The organism is Haloprofundus marisrubri (assembly GCF_001469955.1).
GTDB lineage: Archaea > Halobacteriota > Halobacteria > Halobacteriales > Haloferacaceae > Haloprofundus > Haloprofundus marisrubri.
In genome coordinates, this window is sequence record NZ_LOPU01000029.1 from 540,565 (window position 1) to 555,106 (window position 14,542).

At 64.4% G+C, this 14,542-nt stretch carries 24 protein-coding genes; 17 read left to right on the forward strand and 7 right to left on the reverse strand.

Going from position 1 to position 14,542, the window contains the following annotated elements; all coding sequences use genetic code 11:
- The first annotated feature begins 1 nt into the window (after position 1).
- From AUR64_RS13180 to AUR64_RS13250, 15 genes are read left to right on the forward strand one after another with little or no spacing between them, the layout of a single operon-like run.
- Positions 2–553 carry a ribonuclease P protein component 1 gene (locus tag AUR64_RS13180; protein ID WP_058582401.1) on the forward strand — a complete coding sequence of 184 codons (552 nt, stop codon included), beginning with the start codon at positions 2–4 and terminating at the stop codon, positions 551–553.
- Positions 544–930 (forward strand): 30S ribosomal protein S17, encoded by a 387-nt coding sequence (locus AUR64_RS13185; RefSeq protein ID WP_058582402.1) that lies wholly within the window; start codon positions 544–546, stop codon positions 928–930. The genes AUR64_RS13180 and AUR64_RS13185 overlap by 10 nt, the downstream gene beginning before the upstream one ends.
- A complete protein-coding gene (locus tag AUR64_RS13190; RefSeq protein ID WP_058582403.1) occupies positions 930–1,328 on the forward strand; it encodes a 50S ribosomal protein L14 in 399 nt (132 codons plus the stop codon). The genes AUR64_RS13185 and AUR64_RS13190 overlap by 1 nt, the downstream gene beginning before the upstream one ends.
- A 1-nt stretch (position 1,329) precedes the next feature.
- A complete protein-coding gene (gene rplX / locus AUR64_RS13195) occupies positions 1,330–1,683 on the forward strand; it encodes a 50S ribosomal protein L24 (RefSeq protein ID WP_058582404.1) in 354 nt (117 codons plus the stop codon).
- A complete protein-coding gene (locus AUR64_RS13200; protein ID WP_058582405.1) occupies positions 1,680–2,414 on the forward strand; it encodes a 30S ribosomal protein S4e in 735 nt (244 codons plus the stop codon). Before rplX ends, AUR64_RS13200 begins: the two co-directional genes overlap by 4 nt.
- A complete protein-coding gene (locus AUR64_RS13205) occupies positions 2,411–2,926 on the forward strand; it encodes a 50S ribosomal protein L5 (protein WP_058582406.1) in 516 nt (171 codons plus the stop codon). Before AUR64_RS13200 ends, AUR64_RS13205 begins: the two co-directional genes overlap by 4 nt.
- Positions 2,923–3,099, forward strand: coding sequence for a 30S ribosomal protein S14 (locus AUR64_RS13210; RefSeq protein WP_058582407.1), 177 nt, complete (start codon positions 2,923–2,925; stop codon positions 3,097–3,099). Before AUR64_RS13205 ends, AUR64_RS13210 begins: the two co-directional genes overlap by 4 nt.
- A gap of 2 nt (positions 3,100–3,101) precedes the next feature.
- Positions 3,102–3,494 carry a 30S ribosomal protein S8 gene (locus AUR64_RS13215; protein ID WP_058582408.1) on the forward strand — a complete coding sequence of 131 codons (393 nt, stop codon included), beginning with the start codon at positions 3,102–3,104 and terminating at the stop codon, positions 3,492–3,494.
- Position 3,495: 1 nt separating this feature from the next.
- On the forward strand, positions 3,496–4,032 hold the full coding sequence (locus AUR64_RS13220) for a 50S ribosomal protein L6 (protein ID WP_058582409.1): 537 nt from the start codon (positions 3,496–3,498) through the stop codon (positions 4,030–4,032).
- Complete coding sequence (locus AUR64_RS13225; RefSeq protein WP_058582410.1) at positions 4,033–4,743, forward strand: 50S ribosomal protein L32e; 711 nt, start codon at positions 4,033–4,035, stop codon at positions 4,741–4,743. It abuts the gene before it with no gap.
- The gene (locus AUR64_RS13230) at positions 4,740–5,201 is read left to right on the forward strand and encodes a 50S ribosomal protein L19e (RefSeq protein WP_058582411.1); all 462 of its coding nucleotides are present in this window, start codon (positions 4,740–4,742) and stop codon (positions 5,199–5,201) included. The genes AUR64_RS13225 and AUR64_RS13230 overlap by 4 nt, the downstream gene beginning before the upstream one ends.
- Positions 5,202–5,756 (forward strand): 50S ribosomal protein L18, encoded by a 555-nt coding sequence (locus AUR64_RS13235; RefSeq protein ID WP_058582412.1) that lies wholly within the window; start codon positions 5,202–5,204, stop codon positions 5,754–5,756.
- Positions 5,753–6,397, forward strand: a complete 645-nt coding sequence (locus AUR64_RS13240; protein ID WP_058582413.1) for a 30S ribosomal protein S5 — start codon at positions 5,753–5,755, stop codon at positions 6,395–6,397. Before AUR64_RS13235 ends, AUR64_RS13240 begins: the two co-directional genes overlap by 4 nt.
- Positions 6,397–6,861: a 50S ribosomal protein L30 gene (gene rpmD / locus AUR64_RS13245; RefSeq protein WP_058582414.1), complete on the forward strand. Its 465-nt coding sequence runs from the start codon at positions 6,397–6,399 to the stop codon at positions 6,859–6,861. The genes AUR64_RS13240 and rpmD overlap by 1 nt, the downstream gene beginning before the upstream one ends.
- Positions 6,861–7,361 carry an uL15m family ribosomal protein gene (locus tag AUR64_RS13250; RefSeq protein WP_058582415.1) on the forward strand — a complete coding sequence of 167 codons (501 nt, stop codon included), beginning with the start codon at positions 6,861–6,863 and terminating at the stop codon, positions 7,359–7,361. Before rpmD ends, AUR64_RS13250 begins: the two co-directional genes overlap by 1 nt.
- 226 nt (positions 7,362–7,587) lie before the next feature.
- On the opposite strand, the gene AUR64_RS13255 is transcribed toward AUR64_RS13250, so the two are convergent.
- The 4 genes from AUR64_RS13255 to AUR64_RS13270 form a co-directional block, all read right to left on the reverse strand.
- Positions 7,588–8,370, reverse strand: coding sequence for a spondin domain-containing protein (locus AUR64_RS13255; protein WP_058582416.1), 783 nt, complete (start codon positions 8,368–8,370; stop codon positions 7,588–7,590).
- Positions 8,371–8,584: 214 nt separating this feature from the next.
- On the reverse strand, positions 8,585–8,875 hold the full coding sequence (locus tag AUR64_RS13260) for a hypothetical protein (RefSeq protein WP_058582417.1): 291 nt from the start codon (positions 8,873–8,875) through the stop codon (positions 8,585–8,587).
- A gap of 2 nt (positions 8,876–8,877) precedes the next feature.
- Positions 8,878–9,153 carry an ArsR/SmtB family transcription factor gene (locus AUR64_RS13265; RefSeq protein ID WP_058582418.1) on the reverse strand — a complete coding sequence of 92 codons (276 nt, stop codon included), beginning with the start codon at positions 9,151–9,153 and terminating at the stop codon, positions 8,878–8,880.
- A gap of 63 nt (positions 9,154–9,216) precedes the next feature.
- Positions 9,217–10,845, reverse strand: coding sequence for a molybdopterin-dependent oxidoreductase (locus tag AUR64_RS13270; RefSeq protein ID WP_058582419.1), 1,629 nt, complete (start codon positions 10,843–10,845; stop codon positions 9,217–9,219).
- Between the two features lie 267 nt (positions 10,846–11,112).
- Between AUR64_RS13270 and AUR64_RS20950 the strand changes: the two genes are divergently transcribed.
- The gene (locus tag AUR64_RS20950; protein ID WP_169794668.1) at positions 11,113–11,277 is read left to right on the forward strand and encodes an HVO_2523 family zinc finger protein; all 165 of its coding nucleotides are present in this window, start codon (positions 11,113–11,115) and stop codon (positions 11,275–11,277) included.
- A 168-nt stretch (positions 11,278–11,445) separates the two neighbouring features.
- Positions 11,446–12,399 (forward strand): phytoene/squalene synthase family protein, encoded by a 954-nt coding sequence (locus AUR64_RS13280; RefSeq protein ID WP_058582421.1) that lies wholly within the window; start codon positions 11,446–11,448, stop codon positions 12,397–12,399.
- A gap of 22 nt (positions 12,400–12,421) precedes the next feature.
- On the opposite strand, the gene AUR64_RS13285 is transcribed toward AUR64_RS13280, so the two are convergent.
- From AUR64_RS13285 to AUR64_RS13295, 3 genes are all read right to left on the reverse strand, one after another.
- On the reverse strand, positions 12,422–12,694 hold the full coding sequence (locus AUR64_RS13285; protein WP_058582422.1) for a hypothetical protein: 273 nt from the start codon (positions 12,692–12,694) through the stop codon (positions 12,422–12,424).
- A gap of 109 nt (positions 12,695–12,803) precedes the next feature.
- The gene (cruF, locus tag AUR64_RS13290) at positions 12,804–13,694 is read right to left on the reverse strand and encodes a bisanhydrobacterioruberin hydratase (RefSeq protein WP_058582423.1); all 891 of its coding nucleotides are present in this window, start codon (positions 13,692–13,694) and stop codon (positions 12,804–12,806) included.
- Positions 13,687–14,520 carry a prenyltransferase gene (locus AUR64_RS13295; protein ID WP_058582424.1) on the reverse strand — a complete coding sequence of 278 codons (834 nt, stop codon included), beginning with the start codon at positions 14,518–14,520 and terminating at the stop codon, positions 13,687–13,689. The genes cruF and AUR64_RS13295 overlap by 8 nt, the downstream gene beginning before the upstream one ends.
- Positions 14,521–14,542: the final 22 nt, after the last annotated feature.

The following is a 14,542-nucleotide window of genomic DNA, read 5'->3' on the forward strand; positions in this document are numbered from 1 at the left end:
GATGGCCCTGACACCCGAACGCCTCACGCGACACGAACTCAACGGCCTCCCGATTCGGGTGGCCGCCGCCGACAACCCCGACCTCGTCGGGATAGCCGGCCGTGTCGTCGTCGAGACGATGCAGACGCTGCACGTCGACTGTGACGTGTCCGCTGCAAGTCGACTGTTCGGCGACGACGTCGCCGAACGGGGCGCTCGGGTCGTTCAGGTGCCGAAACGCGGAACGACGTTCGAGTTCGCACTCGAACAGAGAGACGGCGGCTCGAACGGGCCGCCGCGCACAAATGAAGCCGCCGGGAACCGTCGACACCATCTCGACGAGTCGTCGGACACGCGCCGACGACGCCGCAAGGCCCCGGGGTCCGCGTCCAAACGGGAGTCGGAAACTGCCGGTAATTTAGCCGGTCAGTCTGGTTCGACCCGCGAGGGCTCGTCCGACGACGGTTCGTCGGGCGACTGCGAGGGCGTGGTCTACGTTACGGTGGATGGTGCAAACCTGCTCTCACGACCCGCATTGCGCACCGAAAACGTAGGTGAATCTACATGGCGATAGGACTGAACGTACCAGAACCGGAGGAAACCTGCTCCGACGAGAACTGTCCGTTCCACGGCTCGCTTGCCGTACGAGGACAGACGCTCGAGGGCACCGTTGCCTCCACAGACATGGACAAAACCGTCGTTGTGGAACGCGAATACGACGTTCGCGTTCCCAAGTACGACCGCTACATGAAGCGGCGTAGTCGCGTTCCCGCCCACGCACCCCCGTGCATGGAGCTCGAGGAAGGCGACACGGTTCGCATCGCAGAGACACGACCACTTTCGAAGACGAAATCGCACGTGGTCGTCGAGACAATCGAGTCGCTGGACGTCACCGAGGGCCTCACGGCTCCGGAGACGACCGGCGACGAGACCGAAGAAGGTGACGCGTGATGGAGGCGCTGAAAGCCGACGTCACGCAGGGTCTCGAACGAGGCTCGCTCGTCACCTGCGCAGACAACACCGGAGCCCGCGAGCTGAAAGTCATCAGCGTCGCCGGCTACTCCGGAACGAAGAACCGACACCCCAAAGCGGGCGTCGGCGACAAAGTGACCGTCTCGGTCACGAAGGGTACCCCCGAAATGCGTCGGCAGGTACTCGAAGCCGTCGTCGTGCGACAGCGGAAATCCATCCGCCGTCCCGACGGCACGCGCGTCAAGTTCGAGGACAACGCCGCCGTCATCATCGACGAGAACGGCGAGCCTCGCGGGACCGAAATCAAGGGTCCCATCGCGCGAGAAGTCGCCGAGCGCTTCGGGAGCATCGCATCCACGGCTACGATGATTGTATAGTATGACGAAGCAACCACGCAAACAGCGAATCCAGAACCGCGACGCGCCACTGCACGAGCGACAGAAGCAGGTCCGCGCGACGCTGTCCGCCGACCTCCGCGAGGAGTACGGCCAGCGCAGCGTTCGCGTGAACGCGGGCGACACCGTCGAGGTACTCCGCGGCGACGACGCCGGGGAGACGGCCGAAGTCATCGACGTCGACCTCAAACGCGAGGTCATCACCGTCGAAGGCGTCGTCGTCGAGAAGGCCGACGGGGAAGAAGTCCCCCGGCCGCTCGACACCTCGAACGTCCGTGTGACCGAACTGGACCTCGAAGACGAGCGACGCGAAGCGCGTCTGGAGGGTGAGGAATGACGAAGCACCAGAAGCGACTCTCGGTCCCGAACTCGTGGCCGGTCGAACGGAAAGAACAGGTCTGGACGGTCAAAGCCGGTGCCGGTCCGCACGGCGAGCAGGGTGTCCCTCTGCTCATCTTGCTGCGGGACGTGCTCGGCTACGTCAACACGAAGAAGGAAGCGCGCTACGCGCTCAACGAGGGCACGGTCCTCGTCAACGGTGACAACGTCTCCGACGAACGCCGACCCATCGGCATGTTCGACATCTTGGCGTTCACCGCCCGCGACGAGTACTACCGCGTCTTCCCCGACGAAGGTGGTCGTCTCGCGCTGACCGCCGTCGACGAGGACGCCGCCTCGAGCCGACTCGGTAAAATCGTCGGCAAGCGCCAAGTCTCCGGCGGCGCGTTCCAGCTGTCGCTGCACGACGGCACGAACGTCCACCTCGAAGACGCCTCCGAGTACGACACCGGCGACTCCGTCGTCGTCGACAACGACTCGAAGGATATCGTCGCACACTTCCCGTACGAGGAAGGTGCGCTCGTGACGGCCGTCGCCGGCGGACACGCCGGCGAAATCGGCACCATCTCGGACATCACCGTCACGCTCGGTAGCGGCGACAACACCGTCGCCGTCGAGCAAGAAGACGGCGAAGGCTTCGAGACGGTCGCCGACTACGTCGTCGTCATCGACGAGAACTTCACCGGCGGCGAACCGGAAGTCACCACCACCGGAGGTGACGACGAATGAGCGAGTCCGTCCACGAGATGCGCGAAGCGCGCATCGAGAAGGTCGTCGTCCACATGGGCATCGGCCAGGGTGGCCGCGAACTCGCCAACGCCGAGGACATCATCGAGGCCGTCACCGGCCAAGAGAGCGTCCGCACCACGTCGAAGCGCGCCGGACAGGACTTCGGCGTCCGTATCGGTACGCCGGTCGGCGCGAAGGTCACCCTTCGCGGCGAGACGGCCCACGAGTTCCTCGAGACGGCGCTGCCGCTGGCAGGCCTCTCGGAGAGCAACTTCGACGACACGGGTAACTTCAGCTTCGGCGTCGAGGAACACACCGAGTTCCCGAGCCAGGAGTACGACCCCGAAATCGGTATCTACGGGCTGGACGTGACGGTCAACCTCGTCCGCCCCGGCTACCGTGTTGCGAAGCGAGACAAGGTGACGCGGAGTATTCCCGCGAACCACCGACTGACCCCCGAGGACGCGATTGCGTTCCTCGAGGAGTCGTTCGACGTAGAGGTTGAACAATGAGCGAGAGTGAAACAGACGTGACGGGCGAACACGCCACGCAACGCACCGGCCAGCGCCACGAGTGCCGCCGATGCGGTCGCAAACAGGCGCTCGTCGGCAAGTACGACATCAACCTCTGCCGGCAGTGTTTCCGCGAGATCGCCCGCGAGATGGGATTCAAGAAGTATCGATAATCATGGCTGACAACGACCCACTCAGCAGCGCGCTCTCCGGCGTGGACAACGCCGAGAGCGTCGGGCATCTGTCCCACGAGGTACAACCCGCCTCGAACATCATCGGCTCGGTCCTCGAGGTCTTCTACGACCGCGGGTACATCGACGGCTTCGAGTTCGTCGACGACGGCAGAGCCGGTCGGTTCGAGGTCGAACTGAAAGGCGCTATCAACCAATGTGGCGCAGTCAAGCCCCGCTACTCGGCGGGTGCTGGCGAATTCGAGAAGTGGGAGAAGCGGTTCCTCCCCGCCCGCGACTACGGGGCACTCATCGTCACGACGAGCCACGGCGTCATGAGCCACTACGAGGCCCGCGAACAGGGCATCGGTGGCCAAGTAATCGCATACGTCTACTAATATGAGCCGAGTCCAAATCGAAATTCCGGACGACGCCTCCGCCGAGGTAGACCACCTCGACCTCACCGTCGAAGGACCCAACGGGTCCGTCACGCGACGGCTCTGGTACCCAGACGTCTCCGTCAGCGTCGAAGACGACCACGTGGTCGTCGAAAGCGACAACGAGAACGCGAAGACGAACGCGACCATCGGGACGTTCGAGAGCCACATCCGAAACATGCTCTACGGCGTCACCGACGGCTGGGAGTACCGGATGGAGGTCTACTACGCTCACTTCCCGATGCAAGTCAGCGTCCAAGGGAACGAGGTAGTTATCGAGAACTTCCTCGGTGAGAAGGCACCGCGCCGCGCAGAGATTCGCGGCGATACCGACGTACAGGTCGACGGCGAGGAGGTCATCCTGACGGGTTCCGACAAGGAAGCCGTTGGACAGACCGCCGCGTCCATCGAACAGCTGACGCGCGTCACCGACAAGGACACTCGCGTGTTCCAAGACGGCGTCTACATCACCGAAAAGCCACAGGCAGGTGGTGCATAAATGGCCGACGACGAACCAGAGACACTCGAAGAGATAAGCGGTGTTGGGCCGAGCAAGGCCGACGCACTGCAGGAAGCCGGCTACGAATCCGTCGAGGACGTCAAGGCAGCAAGCCAGTCCGAACTCGCGGAAGTCGAAGGCATCGGCAACGCGCTGGCGGCCCGCATCAAAGCGGACGTCGGCGGACTCGAAGTCTCCGAGGAGACCGAAGCCGAAGTCGAAGACGAAAGCGAAGGCGAGGAAGTCGCCGACGAAGACGAGGACGTCGAGACGGAACTCCGTCCGCGCGGCCACGTCGACAAGACGCCGACCCTCGACGACGAGACGGCGCGCGCACTCGGGCAGAAGCACCGTGAGGGCATGCCCGCGTTCCGCCGCCAGAAGTACCACGCAAAGAAGCGCGTCCCCGAATCGTGGCGTCGCCCACGCGGTGGACTCTCCAAGCAGCGACGCGGCATCAAGGGCAAAGGCCCGAAGGTCGAAGCGGGTTACCGCACGCCGAAGGCCGCCCGCGGTCTGCACCCGAGCGGCTTCGAGGAGGTTCGCGTCCACAACGTGAACGACCTCGAAGGCGTCGACGGCGACACGCAGGCCGTCCGCATCGCCAGCAAAGTCGGCGCTCGCAAGCGCGAGCGCATCGAGGACGAGTGTGAGGACCGCGAGATTCGCGTTCTCAACCCGACCTACGTCGAAGTGGAGGTCGAGAAATGACGAACCTCAGCGCACAGCGACGCATGGCCGCCGACGTCCTCGACGTCGGTAAGAGCCGCGTCTGGTTCGACCCCGAAGAACAGGACGAAATTGCCGAAGCCATCACCCGCGAGGACATCCGCGACCTCGTCGACAGTGGCACCATCCGCGCGAAGGACGCCAAGTCCAACTCCCGCGGACGCGCCCGCGAGCGGCAGGCCAAACGCGACTACGGCCACCGCAGCGGCCCCGGCACCCGCAAAGGGAAAGCCGGCGCGCGGCGAGACTCGAAGGACGAATGGATGAGCCGGATTCGCGCCCAGCGAGCCCGACTCAAGGAACTGCGCGACGACGGTCCGCTGAACCGAACCCAGTACCGCGAGCTTTACAACAAAGCAAGCGGTGGCGAGTTCGACAGCGTCGACCGCCTCGAAGCGTACGCACGAAACAACTACGACATCGAACTGGAGGACCAATAGATGGCGACAGGACCACGATACAAGGTACCGATGCGACGCCGTCGTGAGGTCCGGACAGACTACCATCAGCGGTTGCGCCTGTTGAAATCCGGCAAGCCGCGGCTCGTAGCCCGCGTCAGCAACAAGCACGTCAGGGCGCAGCTGGTAACCCCCGGACCCGACGGTGACAACACACACGCCGCCGCTTCCTCCGAGGACCTCGCCGAGTACGGCTGGGAAGCCCCCACGGGCAACCTCCCGAGCGCGTACCTGACGGGCTACCTCGCGGGCAAGCGTGCGGTCGAAGCCGGCCTCGAAGAGGCCGTCCTCGACATCGGCCTGAACACGGCAACGCCCGGCAACAAGGTGTTCGCCGTTCAGGAAGGAGCGATAGACGCTGGCCTCGAAATCCCGCACAACGACAGCGTGCTGGCCGACTGGTCGCGTAACCGCGGCGAGCACATCGCCGACTACGCAGAGCAGCTCGACGAGCCACTGTACGGCGGCGAGTTCGACGCCACGAAACTACCCGAGCACTTCGACGACGTGCTCGAACAACTACAGGACGACGAATGAGCAGAAACAACAACGGCTGGGAGCCGCGTACGCGTCTCGGCCGCATGGTCCAGAACGACGACGTCACGTCGATGGAGCAGGCGCTCGACACCGGCCTGCCACTGAAAGAGCCCGAAATCGTCGACCAGCTCCTCCCCGGACTGGACGACGACGTGCTCGACATCAACATGGTCCAGCGGATGACCGACTCCGGCCGCCGGGTGAAGTTCCGGTGTGTCTGTGCGGTCGGCAACCGCGACGGATTCCTCGGCTACGCCGAGGCCCGCGACGACCAGGTCGGCTCGGCGATTCAGAAAGCCATCGACGTCGCAAAACTGAACATCATCAAGGTCGACCGTGGCTCCGGTTCGTGGGAAGACCGCGCAGGCGGTACCCACTCGCTGACCCGGAAAGCCGAAGGGAAGGCCGGCTCGGTGACCGTCGAGGTCATCCCCGCGCCGATGGGTCTCGGCCTCGCGGCCGCGCCCACCGTCCGCAGCATCCTCGAACTCGCGGGTGTGCAGGACGCGTGGACGAAGTCCGACGGCAACACCCGGACGACGGTCAACCTCGCAAAGGCGACGTACAACGCACTGAAGAACGCCTCGCAGTCGCGCACGCCGCGACACGCCCGTGAAGTCCAACAAGAGGTGAACGAGTGATGCGTGCAGTCGTTCAGATTCGCGGTGACGTCAACATGAGCGGTGCGGTGCACGACACCCTGCAGATGCTCAACATCCACGGTGTCAACCACTGCGCGTTCGTCCCCGAGACGGACACCTACAACGGCATGGTGACGAAAGTCAACGAGTACGTCGCTCACGGCGAACCGAGCGCCGACGTCGTCGAGACGCTGCTGCGCAAGCGCGCGGAGCCGCTCGAAGGCGACGCGACGGTCGACGACGACTACGTCTCCGAGCACACCGACTACGACGACCTCGGTGCGCTCGCGGAGGCACTCGTCGACGAGGAGACGACGCTGCGCGAGCAGGGTCTCTCCCCGTCGCTGCGACTCCACCCGCCACGCGGCGGACACAAGGGTCTCAAACACCCCACCACCGAAGGTGGACAGCTCGGCAAACACGAAGCCGAGGATATCGACGAACTCCTGGAGGCGATGCGATAATGACATCCAAGAAACGTCGACAGCGCGGTTCCCGAACCCACAGCGGCGGCACGCACAAGAACCGGCGCGGTGCCGGTCACCGAGGCGGTCGCGGTCGCGCGGGACGCGCGAAACACGAGTTCCACAACTACGAACCGCTCGGCAAACACGGGTTCACCCGACCCGACGACACACAACTCGACGTCGTCGAGGTGCGTCTGCAGAAACTCGACGAGGACGCCGCGCTCTACGCCGCGGAAGACCTCGCCGAGGAGGAGGGTGACGGCTACCGTCTCGACGCCCGAGACGTCGTCGACGCCCGCAGCGACACCGACGTCGTGAAAGTGCTCGGTGGCGGGCAGGTTCGCAACGAACTGCACGTCGTCGCCGACGCGTTCACGTCGACGGCCGTCGAGGACCTCGAAGAAAACGGCGGCAGTGCCGTTCTCTCCGAGTACGGCGAACACCTCGTCGAAGAGGCCGAAGCGGCCGAAGAAGACGAAGACGAAGACGACGAGTAACTCGTCGGTTCGCTGTTTCTCTCTTTATCAGCCCCGTGAGCGACTGCGTCGTCTCCGGAGTCGGTATAGGGTGTGCTCCGACTGCTTGCGGGTCATCGACCGACGCTCGAAGAATCGGGGTCGTAGACGGAACTCGACATCGCCAGCGGGGGAACAGTCAGCGGGGGAACAGTCAGCGGAGGAACGGCCAGCGGAGGAACGGCCAGCGGGGGTTACTCGGGGTGTCTCACTCGACGCGTTCGACGTGAACCAGCGCCACCGGGTCGGTCCAGCCGTGAACGTCAGGGCGGAGGTCGGAACCGCCCGTGATGCCTGCGTGTGGCATCACGACGCCGTCCTCGGCGATGGCTGGGTCGCTCGTCCCCGTCCCCTCGGCGTCGCCGGTGACACCGATGAGCGACTGTGCGGGTGGGACGAGGTCGGCGAACGATTCCGTGTTCATCTCGGTCCCGGCGTCGAACGACGCGGCGTACAGCGACTTCGACTCGTTGACCGCGGCGGGCAGTCGAACCGTGTCGAGGCCGGTGAACCCGTCGTTCGTGGCGATGAGCATCGAGATGAACGAGAGGTACTTCGCGCTCCGGTCGGCCGTGACGGTGAGCGTCGTCGTGTACGGCTGACCCGTGTCGCCGGGGTCCGTCGCCGGAACGAGCGGTGCGTCACCGATAGCCGCGCCGACGATATCACGACTGGACTCGATGGCCATCCCGAGCGGGTCGAGGTTGCCGTTTTCGGCGATTTCCTTCACCGCCTCGCTGGCTGGTTCGCCGACGGAGAACACCTCCACTGACGGCCGGTGGACTGCGACTGCTGGCGGGGTAAACGCCTGTCCGCGCGTCAGGTTCGCAACCGTCACGCGGTACGTCGCCGAGCCCTGTTGTTTGCCTTCACTTTGGTACTCACGGGCGGCCACGGAGCCGACACCGCCGAACGCAAGTGTGCCTGCAGTGACGCCGGCCGCCTGAAGGAACTGTCGTCGCCGAACTGGACTGATACTGTTTCGTGACATGGTTTCTGTGGGGAGTTCCCCAACAGATGGGAGGCTCGCCGGCTAAAAGCCCGTTTTCCGAACTTCGGCTCGAAACAGACACCACTGTGTATCCACTCTGACCCAGATAGACCCAAATTCGGGTCGAATCGCCAGTAGCGTCGGTACAGTGGTCTCGGTACGACGCGCGAGAGGAACGGGAGACGATTCGACTCGGGTCGATTCGGTTCGACCGTTACTGGAGGGTCACGTAGGTCAGAAACCCGAGCGCGACGAGTTGAAGCCCACGAAGCACCGTCACCGCCTGTTGGACCGTCGGGTCGCCCGAGTAGAGCATCGTCATGCTGAAGAAGTAGTAGAGTGCGAGCGCGTTCTCGGTGAACATCACGGCGCCGAACGCGACGAGACCCAAAACGAGCGGCGTTCGAAACGCGAGGTAGTTGCGCACCCAGATACCCGTCAGGAGGGCGAGAAACACCATGTTCACGGCGGCCAGTACGCTCGCAAGTTGTATCGTCGGGTCCATAGCTACTCCAGATGTTCGGTGATTGTCTCGAAGGTGTCGCGGTGAGTCTCGAAGCGGTCGGTGAGAAAGTACAGTTTCGCGTACTCGTCGCCGCTCGGTTCGATAACGCCGTGGTCTTCGAGCATCCCGAGATGATGTCTGACGGTCTTGTAACTCACGTCGAGTTCCGCGGCGATACGGTTGGCGTTCATCGGTCGCTCCGAGAGACAGCGGATGATACGTGCGCGGTTCGTGCCACCGCGTGTTGCTGTGAGGAGATACCAGAGCGCCTTATCCATCGAAGTTGTCCTCTCATCGGTTCGGCCGCAGGTTATAGCTGACCGCTCGAACACGTCGACAGCTCACGGCCGCACCCGCTCTCTGACCCACCCGCTGGCACCGCTGGGGTAAGCGCTGGCTTCTGTCTCGGGTTGCACTGTCCCGGTTCCGTCGACGGCGCGGACGACTACCTCGTGTTGGTCTGTGGCTTCGTACTCGTAGCGCCACATCCGCCACGCGTCCTCGGCACTCCCCGAAAAGCCGAAACCGGACGACTGTGAGGGGTCGTCTGACTCCGTCGCGTTCGACCGATTGCCAGCCGAGTTCGTCCGGTTGCCGGTGGAGTTACTCGCAGCGCCACCCGCCTGCACCTCGGCGGCGACCGAAGCCGGAAGCGGCGTCGACAGCGACGCCTCCTCCCACGTCTCGCCGCCGTCGGTCGATACTTCCACACGCTCGATACCTCGCGTGCCGGCGTAGGCGTGGCCGCCGACGCGGACTCGCCCGTCGTCGACTGTTTCGACCGAGTGGAGTTTCGCCACCGTGTTCACCGGGCCGGTGCCGTTCCACCCGCGTTTCTCCCAGTAGCCCTCGGCGTCGCGGGTGAGAAACTCGATTTCGTCGAGCCACTTCACGTTGATTTCCCCCCAGTGCCCCGGCACGAGCAGGCGAACCGGATGACCGTGACCCGTCGGCAGCGGGCGGCCGTTCATCCGGTAGGCGAGAAAGCCGCGTTCGAGCGCCGACAGCGGGAACACTTGGTAGTAGTCGTCGGCGGCGCGGACGCGGACGCAACACGCCTCCGGCGGCGCGAGGTCTTCGAGGACTGTTTCCATCGGCACGCCCGTCCACAGCGCCGTGTCTATTTTCTCGCCGTTGAGCGGGTCGCCGACGCAGCGAAGCGTGACGAACCGGTGTTCGGCGGGCAGCGACTCCAACTGTCCCATGGTGAGCCGTCTCGACCGCACGCCCGCGCCGGTGAGTCGAAGCGACCAGTCCTCGGCGGCGACGGCGGGGTCGGCGGCGCTGATGTCGACGGTGTAGAACGCCTCGGTTTCGGTGAGCAGCGTGTCGGTGTCGGCGAGGGAGAACGACCGCCGACTCGCCTCGTCTAAGAGCGCGCGGACCTGCGGGTCGTCTATCGGTCCGGCGTCAGCCGTCGGTCCCCCGCCTCGTTGCCGACCGGACCCGACGAGCGCACCCAAGCCGACGGCGACGGCGGCGCTCGCGCCCGCTTTGAGCGCCCGGCGGCGGGCGTGAAACGCTGGCATCGACCGGCCGGTATCGCCACCGGCGACGCCGACGACGAGACCCGCACCGAGTCCGGCCGCCAGTGCCGACCCGAGTGCGCCAGTGAGAACGAGTCCGAGCGCGCTCGCAAGAAGCGTCGTGACGACGACCCGTCCGCCGAGGATTTGAGCGCGCCGACCGACGGCGAGTCCGACGAACGCACAGCACGCGAAGAGGCCGACGGTGAGACAGAGTGCGACAGCGAGGACGAGCGCTTGTCCGAGATTCCCGAGCGTCTGTATCGCACCCGCGACGACTGCGTCGGGAGCGGTGTTCGTCACCGCGTCGGCGACGGCCGAGGCGACGAACGACTGTGTGAGTCCGACGACGGTGAGCGACGCCCCGACGGCCGACACGCCCGCGACGAGCGAGACGACTATCGATATGCGTCGCGTCGTCCACCGGTTTGCTGCGTCGCTCATGGCGCGCTCACGGCTCCAGTCCGATAACCGGAGGGGTTGACCAGTCAGTGTGGTCGGTGTGGTCAACGTGGTCAACGCGGTCGGCGCGGTCGGTGCGTCCCGCGACGGCGACCGAGTCTTTGCCTCCCACGGCAGTAGTTCGCATCTTATTGCTCTTTTAGAACTCTGTTGTCCTGTGGGTTTCGCTCGTTTCGGCTACGAACGGAGTATCGACAGCTCTCCGCGGGGAACACAACACCCAAACCGATGGCCCACCGACGTGTCGCCGTGACCGAGACGACCGAGCACGGAGAACGGTCGGACGCCGAAAGCGACGACGGACCCCGCGGGCGACCCTGTCCGTTCTGTGAGACGCCGATGCAGCATCGCCACTGCAAGTACATCTGTCCGGCCCACGGCGTCGTCTACGACTGTAGCGACACGTTCTGGTGAGCGTCGTTTTCCTACGCTGCGCTCGGAGCTCGAAGACTCGTCTGCGGGTCGTTGTACAACTTGTACTGGTACTAACGGTTATGACCCTGCAATCCTTAGAGTTGTGTAGCTCATGCGCTGTTGTGACCGGAGTAGACGATGGATAGGGCAACCGCAGGGTACGTCCCCATGGTGAAAGACGACCAAGTCGCCCGGAGCAAAGCGATACAACAGCGGACTGGAAAGACGTTCCACTTCGCCACGCGGCTCCTCCCCCAGCGAGTCCGCCACGCGACGTACGTCCTCTACGCGTTCTTCCGTCTGGCCGACGAGGTGGTCGACGACGCCGGCGACGCGACACCCGAAGAACAACGTGCCGAACTCGAACGGCTTCGTGCCGCGGCGAAAGGCGAAATCGAGACCGACGACCCCGTGTTGTCGGCGTTCTCGGAGATGCGCGAGGAGTACAATATCGACGACGCCGACGTGGACACGTTCGTCGACGCGATGCTCACCGACATCACGAAGAGTCGCTACGAGACGTACGCGGAACTGGAGGCGTACATGGACGGCTCTGCGGCCGCCGTCGGTCGGATGATGACCGCAGTGATGGACCCCGAGGAACGCGAGCAGGCGCTACCGCACGCGACCAAACTCGGCGAGGCGTTCCAGATGTCGAACTTCCTGCGCGACGTGCGCGAGGACATCGACGAGCGGGACCGCATCTACCTTCCGCAGACGACGCTCCGCGAACACGACGTGACCGACGAGCAGATTCGGCGCTACGAGATGTCGGAGGGCTTCACGAACGCGATGGAGTCGGAACTCCACCGGACGGAAGCGCTCTACCGCGAGGGCGTCGCCGGCATCAAATACCTCCCCGAAGACTGCCAGTTCTCGGTACTCTTAGCCGCCGTGCTGTACGCCGACCACCATCGACTCATCCGCGACCGAAACTACGACGTGCTCTCTGCGACGCCGCAGTTGGGCCGCCTCCGGAAACTGACGCTGTTCGCCCGCACTCGCTATCACTGGATGTGGACGAAAGACCCCGAAGCCGTCTTCTGGCGGGTTAGTTCGGTCTCACACCGCGGTTCGACGGCGACGGGACCGGGTCGCCACGACGGCCTTCCGGCGCGCTGAGGAACGAACTTCGGGAGTTCGATTACGTGTTTTGTTTCATCGTCGCGTAGTGGACGCCGAGAGCGAAGACGACGGCAGGAACGCCGAGATACGTGAGCGCGTCGAGAAGGAGCAGATACGTGCTCGCAGTCTGTCCAATCGTCGTGCCGAACTCCGGAAGCCACCACGGAAACTGCCCACCAGCGACGACTTCGTCGAGGAGGTGCCCGAACAGAAGTTCGAGAGTGAGAGGGACTGCGACGATGAGGCCAACAGCCAATCCATAGCTCGCTTTCGAGCGAAGGTGGGAGTACATGCTACTCACGTGTTCGTGACAGGATTTTATCTTTTTCGCCGGTTGTCTACTCGGTGTTCCGAAGTCGCTTCCGAAGCGACGCGCCGTCCCAGTGTCTCACCACCTCAGTTCAGTCGTGGTCCGAGTTTCCGCTCACCCACGACGGCCGGAACAACCCGGTGTCGAACCGCTCGGTTCGGAGCAGACCGAGGCCGAACAGCACCGCGACGAGTGCGGGAAGATAGTTGCCGAAGACGACGTTGACGCTCCCCCAGAGGATGACGAAGCTCACGAGGTCGTCGAGCATGAACTCACACCCGGAGAGTCGCGCGAGCAACGCCCGGCGGTCGAACGCCCAGTCGAGGGTGACGACGGCGACAGTGGCGCTGACGACCCACCCCGCGTAGTTCGACAGCGGGACGCCGTAGAAGCCACCGTCGGGCGAAACACCGGGATACACCCAGAAGCCGAGCGCGACGGCCCCTGGGTCCAACACCACGTCCATCGCCAGTACGGTCACGATGACCGAGAGCAGACGAACGACCGAGTTCTCCGCCCGGTCACCGAGCAACAGCAGACAGAGCAGATACGAGTTCATCACTAAGGGGAGAAAGAAGATGGGCAGACCCAGCGGTATCCCCTCGATAGTCGGCCCGAGGTCGACGCCGTAGTAGAACTCGCCGTAGGGCCACCCCGTCTCTACGCCGGTGTACTCGATTCCGTAGGCGTACAGCGCAAGCGCCGAGACGCCGGCGAGCGCTTTGCGGTCGAACAGCGGGAGCGTCCCGACGATGAGCGGCGAGCGCATCACGAACGTCCCCAAGAGGATGAGGAAGGCGTTGAACGCAAACGGCGGGGGGAGCAGTTCGAGACGACTGGCGACCAGCAGAATCCCGCCGACGAGCGGAAACACCACCGAGATGGTGAACCGATTCTCTCTGACGAGACGGTCGAGTCTGGACTCCATCTCCGTGCGGTTCGAGGGAAGCGACTCCGAGACCGTCGACATCGAGTCAGCCATACACTAACCTCCAGAGCGCGCCCATCGTGAGCACCATCCCGACACCCGTGTTCAGCGCGGGGTACCACCAGTACGCCCGCGAGACGTCGACATTCGACTGGTAGATGGCAAAGACGACGACCGGATACGCCAGTAGTAACAGCGCGATGCGGAGGTCGACAACGGCGAACGCGAGCGCCGCCGCGAGCCAACAGACCGCGCAGTACGCGTACGTTCGGCTCTCGCCCAACACGGTAGCAGTCGTCCGAATCCCGGCCTCACGGTCCGGTTCGATGTCGGGAATCGCCGAGAACGTGTGCATCCCCATCGTCCAGAGCCACCCGCCGAGAACGGCGAAGAGCGGCGGGTTCTCGCCCGCGATGGCGGCGTAGGCGGCGACGCCCGGCAGGATGTACAGTCCGTTCGATATCGAATCGAGAAGCGGCGTCGTCTTGAATCGCAACGGCGGCGCACTGTACTCGACGGCGAGGAAGAAATGCGCCGCCAGCCACACCCACGCGACCTGTGGCGTCACCGCGAAGAGCGCGAGACCCAGCAGTCCGGACGCGACAACGACGGCGACGACGACGGAGTCGCCGCTGAACCGAGCCTCCTTGTCGTCCTTTTTCGGGTTTTCGGCGTCTATCTCGGCGTCGAACACGTCGTTGACGCCGTACAGGAGTACGTTTCCGGGGACAAGGAAGTAGCCGAACAGCGCCAGCGCCAGCGGCGCGAACAGGTCCGGAACCGACTCCGCGGCGAAGGCGACGCCGACGACGACGGGGCCCGCGAGGTAGAACCAGAAACGCGGGCGAGAGAGCTTCAGCAGGTAGCCGAGACGGCCCATCAGTCGCTCGTTCGACTCGTCT